14 protein-coding genes and 1 riboswitch are annotated in these 16724 nt (G+C 59.0%); of the genes, 9 read left to right on the top strand and 5 right to left on the bottom strand.

Going from position 1 to position 16724, the window contains the following annotated elements:
* Positions 1–1416, top strand: coding sequence for an aldehyde dehydrogenase family protein (locus CFB02_RS13805; RefSeq protein WP_088558444.1), 1416 nt, complete (start codon positions 1–3; stop codon positions 1414–1416).
* Between the two features lie 149 nt (positions 1417–1565).
* On the opposite strand, the gene CFB02_RS13800 is transcribed toward CFB02_RS13805, so the two are convergent.
* The gene (locus CFB02_RS13800; protein WP_088558443.1) at positions 1566–2147 is read right to left on the bottom strand and encodes a QsdR family transcriptional regulator; all 582 of its coding nucleotides are present in this window, start codon (positions 2145–2147) and stop codon (positions 1566–1568) included.
* A 160-nt stretch (positions 2148–2307) separates the two neighbouring features.
* On the opposite strand from CFB02_RS13800, the gene CFB02_RS13795 reads away from it, so the two are divergent.
* From CFB02_RS13795 to msrB, 3 genes are all read left to right on the top strand, one after another.
* On the top strand, positions 2308–3009 hold the full coding sequence (locus tag CFB02_RS13795) for a response regulator transcription factor (protein WP_014579066.1): 702 nt from the start codon (positions 2308–2310) through the stop codon (positions 3007–3009).
* A 2-nt stretch (positions 3010–3011) separates the two neighbouring features.
* Entirely contained in the window at positions 3012–4511 is a 1500-nt protein-coding gene (locus tag CFB02_RS13790; protein WP_088558442.1) for an ATP-binding protein, read from the top strand.
* Positions 4512–4590: 79 nt separating this feature from the next.
* Complete coding sequence (msrB, locus tag CFB02_RS13785) at positions 4591–5823, top strand: peptide-methionine (R)-S-oxide reductase MsrB (protein ID WP_088558441.1); 1233 nt, start codon at positions 4591–4593, stop codon at positions 5821–5823.
* Positions 5824–5873: 50 nt separating this feature from the next.
* Here msrB and CFB02_RS13780 read toward each other — a convergent pair whose 3' ends face one another.
* Together CFB02_RS13780 and CFB02_RS13775 are read right to left on the bottom strand one after the other, a co-directional pair.
* Positions 5874–6602: a 3'-5' exonuclease gene (locus tag CFB02_RS13780; protein ID WP_088558440.1), complete on the bottom strand. Its 729-nt coding sequence runs from the start codon at positions 6600–6602 to the stop codon at positions 5874–5876.
* The gene (locus CFB02_RS13775) at positions 6595–8469 is read right to left on the bottom strand and encodes a putative nucleotidyltransferase substrate binding domain-containing protein (RefSeq protein WP_088558439.1); all 1875 of its coding nucleotides are present in this window, start codon (positions 8467–8469) and stop codon (positions 6595–6597) included. Before CFB02_RS13775 ends, CFB02_RS13780 begins: the two co-directional genes overlap by 8 nt.
* Positions 8470–8591: 122 nt before the next feature.
* Positions 8592–8815: riboswitch (cobalamin riboswitch) on the top strand.
* 134 nt (positions 8816–8949) lie between these two features.
* On the opposite strand from CFB02_RS13775, the gene CFB02_RS13770 reads away from it, so the two are divergent.
* From CFB02_RS13770 to CFB02_RS13755, 4 genes are read left to right on the top strand one after another with little or no spacing between them, the layout of a single operon-like run.
* Positions 8950–10752, top strand: a complete 1803-nt coding sequence (locus CFB02_RS13770) for a TonB-dependent receptor domain-containing protein (RefSeq protein ID WP_088558438.1) — start codon at positions 8950–8952, stop codon at positions 10750–10752.
* Between the two features lie 30 nt (positions 10753–10782).
* On the top strand, positions 10783–11667 hold the full coding sequence (locus CFB02_RS13765; RefSeq protein ID WP_088558437.1) for a cobalamin-binding protein: 885 nt from the start codon (positions 10783–10785) through the stop codon (positions 11665–11667).
* Positions 11654–12628, top strand: a complete 975-nt coding sequence (locus tag CFB02_RS13760; RefSeq protein WP_088558436.1) for a FecCD family ABC transporter permease — start codon at positions 11654–11656, stop codon at positions 12626–12628. The genes CFB02_RS13765 and CFB02_RS13760 overlap by 14 nt, the downstream gene beginning before the upstream one ends.
* On the top strand, positions 12628–13392 hold the full coding sequence (locus CFB02_RS13755) for an ABC transporter ATP-binding protein (protein WP_088558435.1): 765 nt from the start codon (positions 12628–12630) through the stop codon (positions 13390–13392). The genes CFB02_RS13760 and CFB02_RS13755 overlap by 1 nt, the downstream gene beginning before the upstream one ends.
* A 105-nt stretch (positions 13393–13497) precedes the next feature.
* Here the strand turns inward: CFB02_RS13755 and CFB02_RS13750 are convergent, their stop codons facing one another.
* The gene (locus CFB02_RS13750) at positions 13498–14007 is read right to left on the bottom strand and encodes a DUF1269 domain-containing protein (RefSeq protein WP_088558434.1); all 510 of its coding nucleotides are present in this window, start codon (positions 14005–14007) and stop codon (positions 13498–13500) included.
* A 282-nt stretch (positions 14008–14289) separates the two neighbouring features.
* Complete coding sequence (locus tag CFB02_RS13745) at positions 14290–15246, bottom strand: 1-phosphofructokinase family hexose kinase (protein ID WP_088558433.1); 957 nt, start codon at positions 15244–15246, stop codon at positions 14290–14292.
* A gap of 149 nt (positions 15247–15395) precedes the next feature.
* On the opposite strand from CFB02_RS13745, the gene CFB02_RS13740 reads away from it, so the two are divergent.
* Entirely contained in the window at positions 15396–16709 is a 1314-nt protein-coding gene (locus CFB02_RS13740; RefSeq protein ID WP_088558432.1) for an APC family permease, read from the top strand.
* Positions 16710–16724 lie beyond the last annotated feature (15 nt).

The following is a 16724-nucleotide window of genomic DNA, read 5'->3' as shown; positions in this document are numbered from 1 at the left end:
ATGAACGAGCTGAACAGGAACTACATCAACGGCCAATGGGTTAGCTGGGCCGGTGACATGATCGACGTTCACGAAGCTGGCACCGGTGACGTGATTGCCCGCGTTCCCGCCGCCGGCGCGGATGAGATGGAACAGGCCATCGCTGCCGCCGATGCGGCGTTTGAAAGCTGGTCGGAAAGCACCCTGGAAGAACGGATCAAGGTGCTGGAACAGCTGCACGCCGGCCTGAAAGAGCGCGCGCCGGAAATCGCCGAGACCGTCTGCCGGGAAGTGGGCATGCCCATCAAACTGGCCACGCCGATCCAGGCTGGTATGCCGGCAGCCGTGACCAAGAGCTACCTGAAACTGCTGCCCGACTTCCCGTTTACCGAACAGTCCGGCAACTCCGAGGTGCAATATGCGCCGGTCGGTGTGGTTGGTTGCATTACCCCCTGGAACTACCCGTTGCACCAGGTGATCCTGAAAATCGTTCCGGCGATTGCGGCCGGTTGCACCGTGGTGCTCAAGCCTTCGGAGATCGCTCCCCAGACGGCGTTTATCCTTGCCGAGATCCTCGATGGCACAGACCTGCCCAAGGGCGTGTTCAACATGGTGTGCGGCTATGGTCATACCGTGGGTGATACCCTGATCAAGCATCCGGATGTGCGCATGGTGTCCTTCACCGGCTCCACCCGCACCGGCAACCTGATCGCCCACGCCGCAGCCGATGACTTCAAACGCTTCGCCCTGGAGATGGGCGGCAAATCCGCCTCCGTGATCCTCCCGGACGCCGACCTGGCGGCTGCCGTTAAAGGTACCATCAACAACTGCCTGCTGAACTCCGGCCAGACCTGCACCGCGCTCACCCGCATGCTGGTTCCGGCCGACAAGCACGACGAGGCCTGTGAACTCGCCGCCGCTGCCGTGGCTAAAATGACCCCGGGTAACCCGCTGGAAGAAACCACACGGTTGGGCCCGCTGTCGTCTGCCCAGCAGCGTGACAAGGTGATCGACTACATCAAACTGGGTATCCAGGAGGGTGCCAAGCTCATCGCCGGTGGGCCGGAAGCGCCCGAGGGATGCGAGAAAGGTTACTTCGTCAAGGCGACCGTCTTCGGCAACGTAAAACCGGACAGCCGCATCGCCCAGGAGGAAATTTTCGGGCCGGTGCTGTGTGTGATTCCCTACAACGATGAAGCCGAAGCGGTGAAAATCGCCAACGGCACCCAGTACGGGCTATCTGGTGCGGTCTGGTCCGGCGACGATGCCAAGGCCAAGAAAATTGCCAGTAAGTTGCGCACTGGTCAGGTATTCGTCAATGGTGGCGCGTTCAACCCGATGGCACCGTTCGGCGGCTTTGGCCACTCTGGTATCGGCCGCGAATTCGGCAAGTGGGGACTGGAGGAGTTTCTGGAAGTTCGCTCGCTTCAGCTGTAAACGCTAAGTGCCTGGCCTGCTGAGATGCGGGCTGGGCCCGAGGTGGGGTACCTTTTCTTCTGGGAAAAACAACTCGCTGCGCTCAGACATTTTTTCCCGCCAGAAAAGGTACCCCACCCCGGACCTGAGCGAATTCTGAGTGGTCCGCTCTATGCTTTTCCTCCCAGCAAAATCCGCACGGCCGTACAGGCATCCTCCAATTCTGCCTCCCTGGGTTCGCGCCCGGCGATGATGTCGCTGTACAGGCAGGACTCTGCCAGTCGGATCATAAAGTAAGACAGGCTGAAGATGTTCATTGGTGGCTTGATATGCCCGGCAGCAACCTGGTCTTTCAGCATCCGTGTGTTGGTTTCCACCGTGCGGGTGTGGAGGATCGACTGGGACGAGGTGAGGATCTTCAGGGCGTATTCCGGGTCCTGGTTGATAAAACGGCGCAGCGGCTCGAAACGCAGGATGGTGGAGTTGGTGCGTCGGTATACGCCGACGATATAGTCCACACCGACGCCTGGTGTCTCCGCCATGGCCTGTCGCCAAAGGGGCTCGTACAGGGACCAGAGAATCTCGCCGACCAGCAGATCCTTGTTGCCCACCCAGCGAAACAGGGTGGCGCGGCCAATTCCGAGCTCATCAGCCAGCGGCGCCAGGTGAATGCGCTCACCCTTGAGCCACATGCGACGTGCCCGCTTGAACGCCTCGGCCGGTGTTGCCCTGGTTACGGTTTTGTCTGCCACTGAAACCTCATGCCCGAATTTGGATTCATTTTAACGGCTAAACCCGGAGCCGGCTATGCGCTCGGTTCTGGCGGCTTGTGATGGTTTTGTGAACTTTTCCGCCTACACTCTGCCATGAAAGCATCGAAAGCCACCGGCAAATTCAGCGAAGCCCATCACCATGACGCGAACGGTACTGATTATTGAAGACAACCCCGGCATCGGTGAGCTGGTCCGTATGCAGGTTTCAGATCTGGGAATGAAGCCCGTGCTCGTGGATCGGGGGGACACCGGCCTGGAACGGTTCCGTGAGGGCGGCGTCGACCTGGTTATTCTGGATCTGATGTTGCCGGGCCTGGATGGTTTGGCGGTGTGCCGCGAGATTCGTGCCTGCCCGGGCTATGTACCAGTGCTGATGTTGACGGCAAAGAGCACAGAGCTGGATCGGGTCCTGGGCCTGGAGATGGGCGCGGACGATTACCTGACGAAGCCTTTCAGCGTGGCGGAGCTGGCAGCGCGCATCAAAGCGCTTTTCCGACGGGTAGACGCGCTCTCCCAGGCAGCGCCTGCAGGCGATCAGGCTGATGAGATTGAGGTGGACGGGCTTCGGATTGATCCGGTTCGCCGGCGAGTGTTTGTGGATGATCGGGAAGTGGACCTGACCGCCCGCGAGTTCGACCTGCTCTGGCACTTTGCCTCCCATCGGGGCCGGGTGTTCAGCCGGGCGCAATTGCTCGATTCTGTGTGGGGTTACAACCATGAGGGCTACGAGCATACCGTGAACACCCACATCAACCGCCTGCGCAACAAGATTGAAGCCGATCCCGCCGACCCACGATACGTCCAGACGGTCTGGGGTGTTGGCTATCGGTTCATGGATTAGCGATGGCCCTGTCTGTCTTCCGTACCCTCTATGCCCGGCTGGCGATCGGTCTGTTCCTGCTGCTGCTCGTGGTGGGTGGGCTCTTTACCTTTCTGAGTCTGGCTTCGGTGAGGGAATACTCGGCTGCGGTTAACCAGCAGCTGAACCGCGACCTCGCCCGTAACCTGGTGTCTGACCGCAACCTGGTAACCGATGGCAAGCTCAACCGCGATGCCCTGAAGCAGCTTTTCGAGCTGTACATGACGATCAACCCCAGCATCGAAATCTACCTGCTGGATACCGAAGGTAATATCCTTTCCTACTCCGCCGACCCGAACAAAATCAAGCGCAACCGGGTATCCCTGGAACCGGTACGTACCCTGCTTGAAAACCCGGGCGCTTACCCGCTGCCCGGCGATGATCCGCGCAGTCATGACCGGCGGAAGGTCTTCTCGGTAACGCCGGTGCCAACGGCCGCGGATCCAGCGGGTTATCTGTACGTGGTTCTGCGCGGCGAGGAGTACGACCTGGCCGAGAGCATGGTGCACAGCAACCGCCTCCTCCAGTTGGGCGCGGGTGCGCTGGCGGTGAGCCTGTTTGTCGGCCTGCTGGCCGGGCTGGTGTTCTTCCGGTTGCTGACGCGTCGGCTGTCGCGGCTGACCGAGCGGGTGGAATCCTTCGAGCGTGGCATGTCGCCTGAACGCGCCGCCGCGGTGGCGGGCAAAGGCGATGATATTGATTACCTGGCCGCCCGGTTCGATCAGATGGCCCAGCGAATTGTTGCCCAGCTGGACCTTCTTAAACACAAGGATGCCCAGCGCCGGCAGCTGGTTGCCCAGGTCTCCCACGATCTTAGAACGCCACTGGCATCCATCCAGGGTTATATCGAAGCCTTGCGCATGAAACAGGACACGCTCGCCTCCGAGGAGCGGGCACGTTTCCTGGATGTGGCCCTGACCGAAAGCCACCGGCTTGGTCGCCTGGTGGAGGAACTGTTTGAACTTGCCGCACTGGATGCCCGGGAGAAACAGCCGACGACGGAACCGTTTGTGGTTGCCGAACTCCTGCATGATGTGGTGCAGAAGCACCAGCCCGAGGCGGAGCGCGCCGGCGTTGCCCTGTCGATTGTTTCCGTCGCACCGGTCCGGGTGCTGGCGGATATCGCCATGACCGAGCGGGTATTGGATAACCTGATCAGCAACGCCATCAGCCATTCGCCGAAAGACACGGAGATCACATTGGGCGTTGTCGAACAGGCCGGGGGTGCGCAAATTACCGTCGCCGACGCTGGCCCCGGTATCGATGATGAGGACCTGGAGCACGTCTTCGAACCCTTTTATCAGGCCGCAGGTGCGTCCAGGGCGGGGCATGCCGGTCTTGGCCTCGCGATTGCCCAGCGAATGGTGACGCTGCAGCAGGGAAAACTCTCGGTGCGCAATACCGATGGCGCCGTTTTCAGCGTCTGGCTGCCCCTGGCCCGCGACAGCTCGGTCCCAGGCGGCGAAAAATCCACAGCGTTATGAATTCGTAATACCTGGTGAACGTTTTCGTGAATCCACCGCCCTACGCTGTAGGTATGGAATCACGTGAAGGAGAAGTCTGATGAAACGCAAGATTATGGGTCTGTTTTCCGCAGTGGCATTTGTCTCTGCAGTTGGTCTGTTCACCACCCACGCGGTTGCCGAAAAGTCGGAGCCGCAGATGAGCAAATACGCACCGGATCAACCGGGTCTGGCCGTGGCAACCTTTGCCGGCGGTTGTTTCTGGTGTGTTGAGGCCGGGTACGAAAAGCGTGTGCCGGGCGTGGTGGAAGTGGTCTCGGGCTATTCTGGTGGGAAAGAGGCAAGCCCCTCCTACAAGCAGGTTGCCTCGGGGCAGACTGGCCATACCGAAGCGGTACAGGTCTATTACGACCCCAACGAAATGACATACGAGGGCTTGTTGCAGGCGCTCTGGCGGATGATGGACCCGACCGATAATCAGGGTCAGTTTGTGGACCGCGGCCAGCAGTATCGTCCTGCTATTTTCTACCATAACGCTGAGCAGAAGCGCCTGGCCGAGGCGGCCGTTGCAGAATTGGAGGCATCCGGAGTTTACGAGAAACCCGTGGTGATCGAAATCGTGCCGTTTGAGAAATTTTACCCGGCGGAGGAATACCACCAGGACTACTACGACAAAAACCCGGTGCGCTACAACTTCTACACCTTCAACTCTGGACGCTATCAGTTTATCGAGAAGGTGTATGGCGAAGATTACGAGCTCGATTACACCCGGTTCCAGGAGAATGCCACAGTGGACGCCAGTGACGATCTGGTGGGCGATGAAAGTGCCAGCACAGAGCCCGGCCAGATGGGCGGTGGCTTTGATCCGGCAAGCTTTGAAAAGCCGGCCCAGGATGTCCTGAAGCAGCGCCTGACCGATATGCAGTACGAGGTAACCCAGGAAGACGGCACCGAGCCGGCGTTTAACAATAAATACTGGGACAACAAGAAGCCAGGACTCTACGTGGATATTGTCTCCGGCGAGCCGCTGTTTTCTTCACGGGACAAGTACAAATCCGGTACCGGCTGGCCCAGCTTTACCCGGCCGATCACACCAGACGCGGTGGTGGAACGTGAGGACAACTCGTTCTTCATGACCCGGACGGAAATCCGCAGCAGCCACGCGGATTCCCACCTGGGCCATGTGTTCAGCGATGGCCCCGCGCCAACCGGACTACGCTACTGCATGAACTCCGCGGCGATGGATTTTATCCCGCTGGAGAAGATGGAAGAGGCCGGTTATGGCGAATGGATTGACAACGTCGAACCGCAAACCGACATGGCAAGCCAGTAACCTCACGATACCGGTAGGTCTGGTTAGCGAAGCGTAACCCGACAATTTCCCTACAACCAGAGATCCCCGATACGGGTCTCCCGGCTGAAATGGTGTAACACCTGGGCCTGCAGGAGTTCAGCCGTTGCAACCGCATCAATCAGGGCGTTGTGGGCGGCATAGTGAGGCAGCCCATAACGCAGCCGGCTATCAGCCAAGCGAATCGACACGGGTTTCTTCCCCAGCAGTTGTTGCCAACGCGACGGGTTTCGGTCCGGGTGCAGGTGAGCCTCAATGGCCATGGTATCGATCAACGGAAACCGGATCCCTTCCCCCAGGCGCCATTGCAGGGCAACGTCGAAGAACGATCTCTCGATTTTGCGGTAGTGAACCACGGGGATACGCCCGTTCAGGCTGGCAAACAGATCCTTCAGGATATCGTTCAAATCCGGTGCCTGGTCGATATCACTGTGGGTAATGCCGTGGATAGTGATCGAGGTCTGGTGCAGCGGGAGCTTGGGCCGCACGATCCAGTGGCGGGCTTTGCCCAGCTGGATCCCGTCGAGCGTAAACGGCACCAGACCGATACTGACAATCGAATGCTGATTGGCGTCCAGCCCGGTGGTCTCGAAATCGAGCGCGACAAAGGGCACCTCGGATAAGGGCGTCTCCGGCGACACACACCCACTTTCGTAATAGTCTTTAAGAATCGAGGACTTGCTCTGCTCCGCCAGGGCCTTGAATTGCTCGGGCCATGGCAGGCGTGTAACAGTATTCTCGGCCTGCTCCTCACTAGACATTACGGGCCACCCCGGCGTGATACCGGAATTTCAGAAACTTCTGGGCGCCGCTGACCACCTGGAATGCGTCCTTGAGGTGGCTGCGCTCAAACGGTGAAAGGTCTTCGGGCCGTACGTTGTTGTCCGGCTGCCGGTCAGCCTCGATTGCCAGGGCCTGGTGTCGGATACGAACGATGGAGATAAACTCAAGCGCATCCCTCAGGTTGCCCAGGTCGTCGTCCAGCAGGAGCTTGGTGTTGCCGATGGCTTTCAGTCGCTCGAACGAGTTTTGAGCACGGGAGCCGCAGGCCAGGGCGTGAACCCGGATCAGATCCGACAGGGGCGCTGTTCCGCGACGTTTCAGGTTGAAGGTCTTCTGGTGCTTGCCATCCTCTTCCAGCACGAAAGTCCGGAAAAAGCCGATCGGCGGCGTGCGGTTCAGGGCGTTGCGCGCCAGCATTGCCAGGAACCGCTGGCTGTTGCTGGCTTTGTCCGCCACCAGTGTCTTGAGCTGTTCGGCAAAGTCGGTCTCGCCGTATATGCCGTCCAGATCAAAGAAGATATTGCTGTTTAAGAGAGCCTCGGCTTTCGGATTATCAATCCAGTCGGTGAAATAGTCCTTCCAGACGCGCAATGGCTGCCGCCATTTCTGGTTGGTGGCCATAATGTCGCCGGTGCAGTAGGTGTAGCCGCACTCGGCAAGGCCATCGCTGACAAATTTCGCCAGCGCCAGGAAGTATTCGTCGTGTTCTTCGGGCACAAAGCTGTCGTCCAGGATCATGGCGTTATCCTGGTCCGTGACCACCAGTTGCTCGTCCCGCGCCATGGAGCCGAGGGCCATGAAGCAGAAGGGCACGGGTGGGGGGCCGAGTTTCTCTTCGCCCAGTGTCAGCAGGCGCTGTGTAAAGCTGCGCCCGATACCGGCCATGGCACTGCCAATCATGTGGGAGTTGGCATCTTCGTTCACCATACGAACAAAGCTGTCCCGCACATCCAGGCTGATCTTCTTCAGCCCTTTTACATCCTGCTGATGGTAGATGTTGCTGACCAGGTATAGGCTGCTCTGACTCTCGTACTTTACGATGTCAGACAGCGCAATCACGCCGCGAACCTCATCCCGATCCATCACCGGAAGATGGTGCACATTGTTGTGCAGCATGGTGAGCATGGCCTCGAATATGAACATGTTCGAGCGGATGGTGATCAGATCCTCCGACATGATCTCGCTGATCGGGGTTTCCGAGGCCAGGGCTTCGCTAAGGGCCCGGGTGCGCAGGTCCCGGTCGGTAATGATGCCCTTAAGCAGGGGCTTTTCACCTTCCTCGTCCATCAGCAGCAGTGCGGAGACGCCGTTTTCGGTCATGATCCGCGCCGCTTCCTGCAGGCGAACGGTGTGGGGCGCTGATACCGGCTCCCGGGCAATCAACCGGGTAACCTTGGATGTCATCAGCTGGTTGGACTTTTCGCGACGGGAAACGGCGGATCGCAGGCGGCTTCGGTCTTCAATTTCAACGAAATCGGCGAAGTTGTCGTCATTTTCCCAGAGGTACTGGAACGTATCGTAAGGAATCTTGTAAAGCAGGACGTCTTCCAGAGCTTTGGCTGGGAAGCGTACCTTCCTGTTCATCAGCAGGCCAAACTGGCCGAAGACTTCGCCCTCGCTGATGCGGTTGTACAGCTCCCCGGTGCGCCGATAGATCTCGACGGCGCCACTGCGCACGTAATACAGCCAACTGCTCGGGTCACCCAGTTCGAGGATCTGGCTCCCGGCCTTGAAGTACACAATCTCGATGTCGCCAACCACTCTGTCGAGCAGCTCCTCGGCCATCTCGTCAAACGGCGGGTATTGAGCCATGTGATTGCGGATGTCGACCAGCTCGGCCTGCATAAAACTCCCTGTTCTGGCGAAGAATAAGTGATTGTCAGTCATGGAATATAGCAGTGGCAGAGGTCTGCGGCCATGTCGACCTTTGATGGATTTCATTGACCGCTTACCCGGGTGTTGCTAGCCTTGCCACACTTTTTTCAGGTGTCCGTCGCAAAGCGCGACGGGTGAAACGGGAAATCGGTGAGCCTGGTAATGCCAGTGCAAGGCCGATGCTGCCCCCGCAACGGTAAGCAGGACAACGGCAATCTGTGCGCCACTGTGTCGCCACGACATGGGAAGGTGATTGCCCGGGAACCCAGGGTTCCGCCTGCCAGCCCGGAGACCGGCCTGGAAAAACACCCGATGTTGCGGTGGGCAACCTGGGTGGGTGATATGCCGGTTCCGCTCTCCTGACACCTGTCTACCGCCTGCCCTCATTCCCTGTTCCGCAACAAAACCCAGATTCCCGTGCGGGTGCGCGCGGAGTGCGGAGCAAGCTTCATGTTCAGAATTCAAAGCCCTGTTCTACTGGCCGGCCTTTCCCTGGCTGCCCTGCCCCTGGCCGTTTCGGCCCAGTCTGCCCCGGAAACCGATGCCCTGGATCCGATCGTGGTTACCGCGACACTGGGGCCGAAGACCGTTGGTGAGAGTCTGTCTTCGGTTACCGTAGTAAACGAAGAGGACATTCGGCGACAGCAACCCGCAGAATTTCGAGAACTTATCGAGTCCCAGCCGGGGGTGACCGTTTCCCAGAACGGTTCTTTCGGCAAGCAGACAGGTGTGTTCATGCGCGGTCACGCCTCGGATGCGACGGTGCTTCTGGTCGATGGCGTGAGAATCCGCTCGGCGACGGTTGGCGGCCCGGCCTGGCAATTCCTGCCTCCGCAACTGGTGAACCGGGTAGAGATTGTTCGCGGTAGTCGTAGCAGTCTTTACGGCGCCGACGCCGTCGGTGGTGTGATCCAGGCGTTCACGCTGCCCAGAGCCCAGGGAAATCGTGGCTGGGTAGAGGCTGGCGCCGGGAATTTTGACAGCCAGCAGTATGGCGGTGGCTTCTCTTCGGTGACTGACCAGACCCGTGTCACGATTGGCGCCAATTACTTCCGTACTGATGGAGCGCCTGTCATCGAAGGCGGGGAAGACAAGGGCTACGACAACACTTCCGGGGTTGCCAGTGCAAGCCATACCTTCGATAACGGCGTAACGGCGGGGTTCAGTTTCCTTAGCGCCAAGGGGCATACCGAATATGAGGGTGGCGAGGAAGATTTTCGCTTCCAGACCGCGGGCGCAAATCTTGAAGTTCCGATTACCGCCAACTGGCGAGCCTCCCTCCATTTGGCAGATTCGCGGGATGAACTGGAGGACTTCAGTGCTTTTTCGGGGATATTCAACACCCGTACCCGTAGCTCGAGGATCGAGAACTGGCTGACCGCCGGCACCCATGAATTCGTGCTTGGTGCCGAATATCTGGTGGATAAGGTCGAAAGCACGACCGCCTATGAGGAGAGCAGCCGCTCAAACGAGGCCTACTTTGGTCAGGCGCTGCTGAATTTCGGCCGCTCCGATGTCCACCTCAGCCTGCGCAGTGATGATAACGAGGCCTACGGCACGGAAGAGACCTGGGGCGCTGCCGTTGGGTACAAGCTGGACGCACATCATCGAGTTCGCGCCAGTGCTGGTACCTCTTTCAAGGCGCCCTCCTTCAACGATCTGTACTTTCCGGGCTTTGGCAATCCCGATCTTGAGCCCGAGGAAGCGATTAGCTACGAATCCGGCATTGAAGGCAGTTACATCAACTGGTTCTGGGATCTGGCTGTTTACCAGAGCGACGTTGAAGACCTTTCCCTGCCAACTCAGAACCAGGCAACAAGTGTTCCTGAAGCCCGTCTTCGGGGCGTTGAGCTGAGCACAGGCTGGGAGCAGGACGGCTGGTATCTGAAAGCGGTGGCCTCCGTTGGGGACTTCGAAGACAAGGAAGCCGGACAACAACTGGCACGACGGGCTGAGCGCTCCATTCGCCTGGACCTGGACAAAGAAATCAATACCTGGAGCGTAGGGACCACATTCCGAGCTGAGAGTCACCGGTACGAGGATCTGTTCGGGATCGGTCGCGAGCGCGTTCCCGGGTTCGGTGTCTGGGACCTTAGAGCGAGCAAAATTCTGGCGCCGGGCTGGCGGGCATCGGTTACCGTGGATAACGTATTGGATAATGAATACGCCACCGCAAAACGTTTCGACAATACCGATTTCATCGCCGCCGGCCGAACCTTCATGGCCTCGGTGCGCTATGATTTCCAACAGTAAATTCACCGATCTGAGAGGCTCACTCCGTCCATGAGGCACCCCGGGCTCGCTGCATTGTGTGTGTTGTCTCTGCTTGTGCCGTCGCTGGTTCAGGCGGAGGGGCCCTGTGTAAGCGACGCGCTGGACCAGCGTGTATGTCTGGCCGAGCCCGCGCAACGCGTTGTTTCCCTGTCGCCGGGTGCCACCGAGCTGCTGTTCTCCGCAGGGGCCCGTGACAGGGTCGTTGCCGTGAGTGCCTGGAGCGATTATCCCGCAGAAGCTGCGGACTTGCCGCAGGTGGGCGACAGCAATCGCTTGGACCTGGAAGCCATTGTCTCGCTGGCGCCGGACCTGGTGGTGGCCTGGGTGGATGGCAATTCCCGCACCCAGCTGGAACGCCTGTCAGATCTTGGCATTCACGTTTTCTGGCTTGCTCCGCGTACGTTTGACGACATTGCCGCGGCGGTATCGGATCTGGCGTTGCTGACAGGATTACCGGATCTGGGCAATGAGCGGGCCGAAGCGTTTCGCGCAGATATGGCCGCGCTTGAAGCTCAGTATGCCGATGTCAGACCGGTTAGGGTGTTCTACCAGATATGGGAGCAGCCACTGATGACCGTGAACCGGGAAGAGCTGATCAGCAAAGCCATAACCTTGTGTGGCGGCGTGAATGTGTTTGGCGAGCTGCCACGGCTGGTGCCCCGGATCAGTCGGGAGGCGGTTCTCGAAGCCAACCCCGAAGCCATTATTACCGCCGGATCGTCTGACGACAGACAGTGGCTGGAGGCTTGGCGTGAGTTTCCGGGCCTCGCCGCGATAGCCGCCGGCAACCTCTTCCTCGAACCGCCCGATCTGCTGGCACGCCCGACGCTTCGTATGGCGGACGGCGCCAGGCACCTGTGCCAGACCCTGGAGCAGGCCCGTGCCAATCTCTAGCCCTTCCAAGCCCCTCCTGATTCTGCTGCTGGCGGGCTTTCTGGCGGCACTGCTCTCCGTCAGCATTGGCAGTACGTCCATCGGTTTTGGTGACACTCTGAGGGTTATCACCGGCAGTGGCAGCGAACTGCAGCAAACGCTGATTCTGGAGCTGCGCCTGCCTCGCACCCTGAGCGCGTTCGGAACTGGCGGACTGCTGGCCGTGGCCGGGGCACTGATGCAGGTATTGTTGCGAAATCCCCTGGCCGATCCTTATGTGTTGGGGCTTTCTGGTGGCGCAGCAGTGGGTGCGTTATTGGCCATGCTGGCCGGCGCTGCCGGTTTTCTGGTATCCGGCTCTGCGTTTGCAGGTGCCATGCTAGCCACCCTGCTGGTGTTTGGTCTGGCTCACGGCAGTGGCAGCTGGACCCCATCGCGGCTGTTGCTTACCGGTGTGGTGGTCGCCGCCGGCTGGGGCGCCATCATTACCCTGATCCTCTCGATGACCCCGGCCAGCCGATTGCCGGGCATGCTGTATTGGTTGATGGGCGATCTCTCCCACGCCGCCACTCCGTGGCCGGGACTGATCATTCTTGTGCTCGTATGCCTGATGGTGTTTCCTCTGGGCCGGGCCCTGAACGTGCTGGCCCGGGGTTCCCTGCAGGCGGCGGCGCTGGGCGTTTCGGTGCGGCCACTGGAATGGTCGATCTACCTGATGGCCAGCCTGCTGACCGCAGCCGCCGTCACCATGGCCGGTTCGGTTGGTTTCGTTGGCCTGGTGGTACCGCACATGTTGCGGCTGGTGCTGGGCAACGACCAGCGCCTGATTCTGCCGGCCTGCGCACTGGCGGGCGGTACGCTGCTGGTGCTGGCGGATACCCTGGCGCGTGTGGTGATTGCGCCGGAGCAGTTGCCGGTTGGGGTGATCACCGCGCTGATCGGCGTCCCGACCTTCCTGTACCTGCTGTATCGGAGTCGATGATGACACGCCTGGCAACCGAAGCGCTGATTATCGACATTCCGGGCCGCAGCTCAGGCGTTCCCCTGAATCTGGCCATCGAACCGGGCCAGGTCTGGGGCGTGCTGGGCCCTAACGGTGTGGGTAAAACCACCTTGCTCCATACCCTCGCAGGATTGCGGGAGCCCAGAAGCGGAAAGCTGCTGCTTGATGGAACGCCATTAGACGACATCCGCCGCAAGACCGTCTCGCAACGCATGGGCCTGGTATTTCAGGACCGGCAGGATGGATTCCCGGCAACGGCACTGGAAACCGCCCTGATCGGCCGCCATCCCTGGTTATCGCCGTGGCAGATGGAGAGTGGCGGTGATCTCGCGATTGCGGAAAGGGCTCTAGTAGAACTGGACGTGATCCACCTGAAAGATCGCCTGGTAAACACCCTCTCCGGCGGCGAACGCCAGCGGGTAGCCATTGCCACCCTCATGACCCAAAGCCCGGAAATCTGGCTCCTCGACGAGCCGACCAATCACCTGGATTTACAGCACCAGACCGGCGTTATGAAACTGCTGCGCCAACAGGCCGTCGCGGACCGCGCAATCTTCATGTGCCTCCATGACCTGAACCTGGCCGCCCGATGGTGCGACCAGATCCTCCTTCTGTACCCCGACGGCCAGGCCTGCTGGGGACCGGCCCGCGACATGCTGGTGACCTCGGCGCTTGAGAGCCTGTTTGGCCAGCGTTTGCTATCTGCCGAACTGGATGGTTTTCCGGTGTTTGTGCCGGGCTAATCAGGCAACGGTCTCTTTTTTATCTTTCGCAAGTGCACAAAAACGTAATAAACGCCTCTTCCTGTGTGGACCATTACGGAAGCGCCGGAGATTGATATCCTAGCTTCAGGGGAAAGGCGGTGTCAGTGGCTCGGTGCCTTGGATATCCGCTTCAGGATGATGTTTTTTGACCAACGCCTCGGTTTCGTGAACCCGGCTGCGTTTGACATCGACCAGCACCAGGACTTCGCCTGCCTGGATCTGCTTGTCGAATCTTTCCAGCCGTGAATTTGGAAGCCCCACGCCCACCATACTCGACATCAGGCCACCAACACCGGCACCGGCGGCAGTGATAAATAACACGGCGCCGCCACCAATGATTAAACCAGTGGCTGGCAGCGCCATTGCTACCAATCCACACATCAGGCCGGTAGCGGCGCCCAGGGTAAGGCCTTTCTCAATTGCCGGCACAAAATCACTCTTTTGCATCACGTTGGCTTCTGGAAGTTCTTCCATCGGAGTGCCTTCTTTGGCTACAACATGAATGTGGTGCTCCTCCACGTGTGAGAGCAACAGTTCTTCCACAAGCCCATGAGTTGTCGCGGTGTCTGGCATCAGAAAATATAAACGGCGCATGTTTGGCTCCTTCCGATTTGTTTTTTTGGCAGTACCAATGAACCGGTTTAACCATAGAACTCGACATTTGCCGCTCTAATGGGCGCTCCCGGCCTATGATAAGAGCATAGGAGGAAGTGCCACGAGCAGCCAAGGTTGCTCTCCAGAATTCAAGAACAGTTTCGAAAAAGCGCAACTTCAATCCGGGACTTAGAAGGATGATGAAAGTGAGAACCGTTTTCAGGTCGTATGTTTACGGCTGACCGGGCCTTCTGAACCGGCCCATGCAAGTAATAAGGTCCGTCATAGCGGAAGCGGTGCCACCCGGACCTCTCCACGCAGCCGGTCGACCGTTTTCTTTTCGAACAGCTCGGTTCCCGGCTGCATGACCGTCGCCGCACTGCAGGCCATGCCTTCGCGTAACGCATCCTGATCCGACGCGCCCTGTGCCAGGAGGGCGACCATGCCGGCCACCATGGAGTCACCGGCCCCAACGGTGGAGATTACTGGCACCGAAGGGACTTCTGCCTTCAGGACCCGAGAGGGCGTTACCAGTAACGCCCCCTCGGCTCCGAGGGAGACGCAGACCCAGTGGACGCCCCGCGCCTGCAACAGGCGTGCTTCCCGAATGATATCCCGCTGGTTTTGCAACGACTGCCCGACCAGGGTTTCCAGCTCGTAGCGGTTGGGCTTGATCAGAAAGGGTTGGGCATCGATTGCGTGCTGCAGGAGCTCGTCATGAGAGTCGACCACCGCACGACCTCCGGCGGCATTCACCCGACGCACTGCATCCGCATAGAGGTTCTGCGGCAGGCTTTTTTGTAGCGAGCCGGTGATCACGCCGAGCCCTTTACCACAATGGGTCACGAACCGGTCGAGCAACTGTTGCCATTCTTCGGTCGATACCACAGGGCCGACACCACTGACCTCATACTGGGCACCGGTGGCAGTCTCAAGAATGGTGCCATTGATCCGGGTTTCACCATCCACCTCCAGATAACTGGCCTGGTCCAGCTGCTCATCCAGTTGGTGGCGAAGGAAGCGGCCGATTTCGCCGGCGACAACGCAGAAAGTGCACGCTTGCACCCCGAGTCGCCTGAGACCGCGCCCGACATTGATTCCATTGCCACCCGGATCATACCGGGAGTCCGCGGCGTGGACCTTCTGATCGGGAATCAGCCGTGGGATCTGATAGGTGATATCAACAGCCGGATTCAGGCTTAACACGGAAATGTGCAATTGGGAGGAAGCGTCGACCATCAGGTGCTCCTGGTTGGCACCGATCCCAGGGCGCCAGTAATCGGGAGAATAATGACATCATAAAACCGGTGAAGTCCGTTGGCCAACGGAGCGCGCCCGGGAACACCGTCGACTATGCTGTAAAACGTTCCAATCGCATGGAAACCTGTATGAGCGGGTCAGAAAAGGAAGGTCTGGGTTACTGGGAAGTCATGTCAATCGGGATAGGCGGCATGGTCGGGGGTGGGATTTTTGCGGTGCTCGGCCTGTCCGTGACCTTAACCGGGGGCGGTGCGCCTTTGGCCTTCTTAATCGCGGGTGTGGTTGCGCTTGTGACTTCCTTTTCCTACGCAAGGCTGTCTGTCAGCTACCCTAGCCAGGGAGGGACCGTTGCGTTCCTGGACCAGGCCTTCGGGCCAGGCCTGATGACCGGTACCGCGAACATCCTGCTCTGGATAAGCTATATCGTCATGCTCTCGATCTATTCCTATGCGTTCGGGAGCTATGGCGCCTCCTTCTTCCCGTCGGACTCCCAGCCTTTCTGGAAGCACGTTCTGATCACGGCGAGTGTCCTCGGTATTACCGGACTGAACCTCTTGAACGCCCGTCTTATCGGCGAAGCGGAGGATTGGATTGTCTTGCTTAAGCTGATGATTCTTTCTGTTTTTATCGGCGTTGGTATCTGGGGTATCGACACGGGCAAACTGGCACCGGCGACATGGTCCTCGCCGTTGCATCTGATTGCCGGCGGAATGATCATTTTCCTGGCCTACGAAGGCTTCGAGCTGATTGCCAATACTGCCCAGGATGTAAGGGACGCCCCGAGAACCCTGCCCCGGGCCTTCTACTCCTGTGTTGGTTTCGTAATTCTTCTGTATGTCCTTGTTGCGATAGTGACCGTGGGAAGCCTGCCAGTGGATAAGATCGTCGATGCACAGGACTATGCGCTTGCAGAGGCCGCCAGGCCATCCCTGGGGCAAACGGGGTTCGTATTAATCGCGATCGCAGCCATGCTTTCAACGGCTTCAGCAATCAATGCCACGACCTATGGTGCGGCTCGCCTCAGTTACATCATTGCGAAAGACGGGGAGCTGCCGGAGGCTCTGGAGAAGAAGATCTGGGGAAAGCCTGCCGAAGGGCTCTTGATTACATCCGGAGCAACCGTGCTGATAGCCAATCTGGTAAATCTTTCCAGTCTGTCGATGATGGGTAGTGCTGGCTTTCTCGTGATTTTTGCAGCAGTTAATGCTGCCAATCTGGTACTGACGGTCGATTCGGGATGGAACCGCATACTTTCGGTTGTTGGCATCGCTCTGTGTCTTGGTGCATTGGGAGCCCTTGTATGGCAGACGGCGATAAGCTCACCCGGGCAACTCTGGTTTCTGTTTGCAATGGTGGCAGCGGCCTTCGTGATTGAAGCTACTTACAGATCGGTGCGGGGTCGAACAATCAACCTTTCGGCACACCAGGCAAATGACCAGTAGCTCATCGAGACTCAG

Source organism: Marinobacter sp. es.042, from assembly GCF_900188315.1.
Taxonomy (GTDB): domain Bacteria; phylum Pseudomonadota; class Gammaproteobacteria; order Pseudomonadales; family Oleiphilaceae; genus Marinobacter.
Note: the sequence above shows the minus strand (reverse complement) of the source record. Positions and strands in the feature narration are given on the sequence as shown.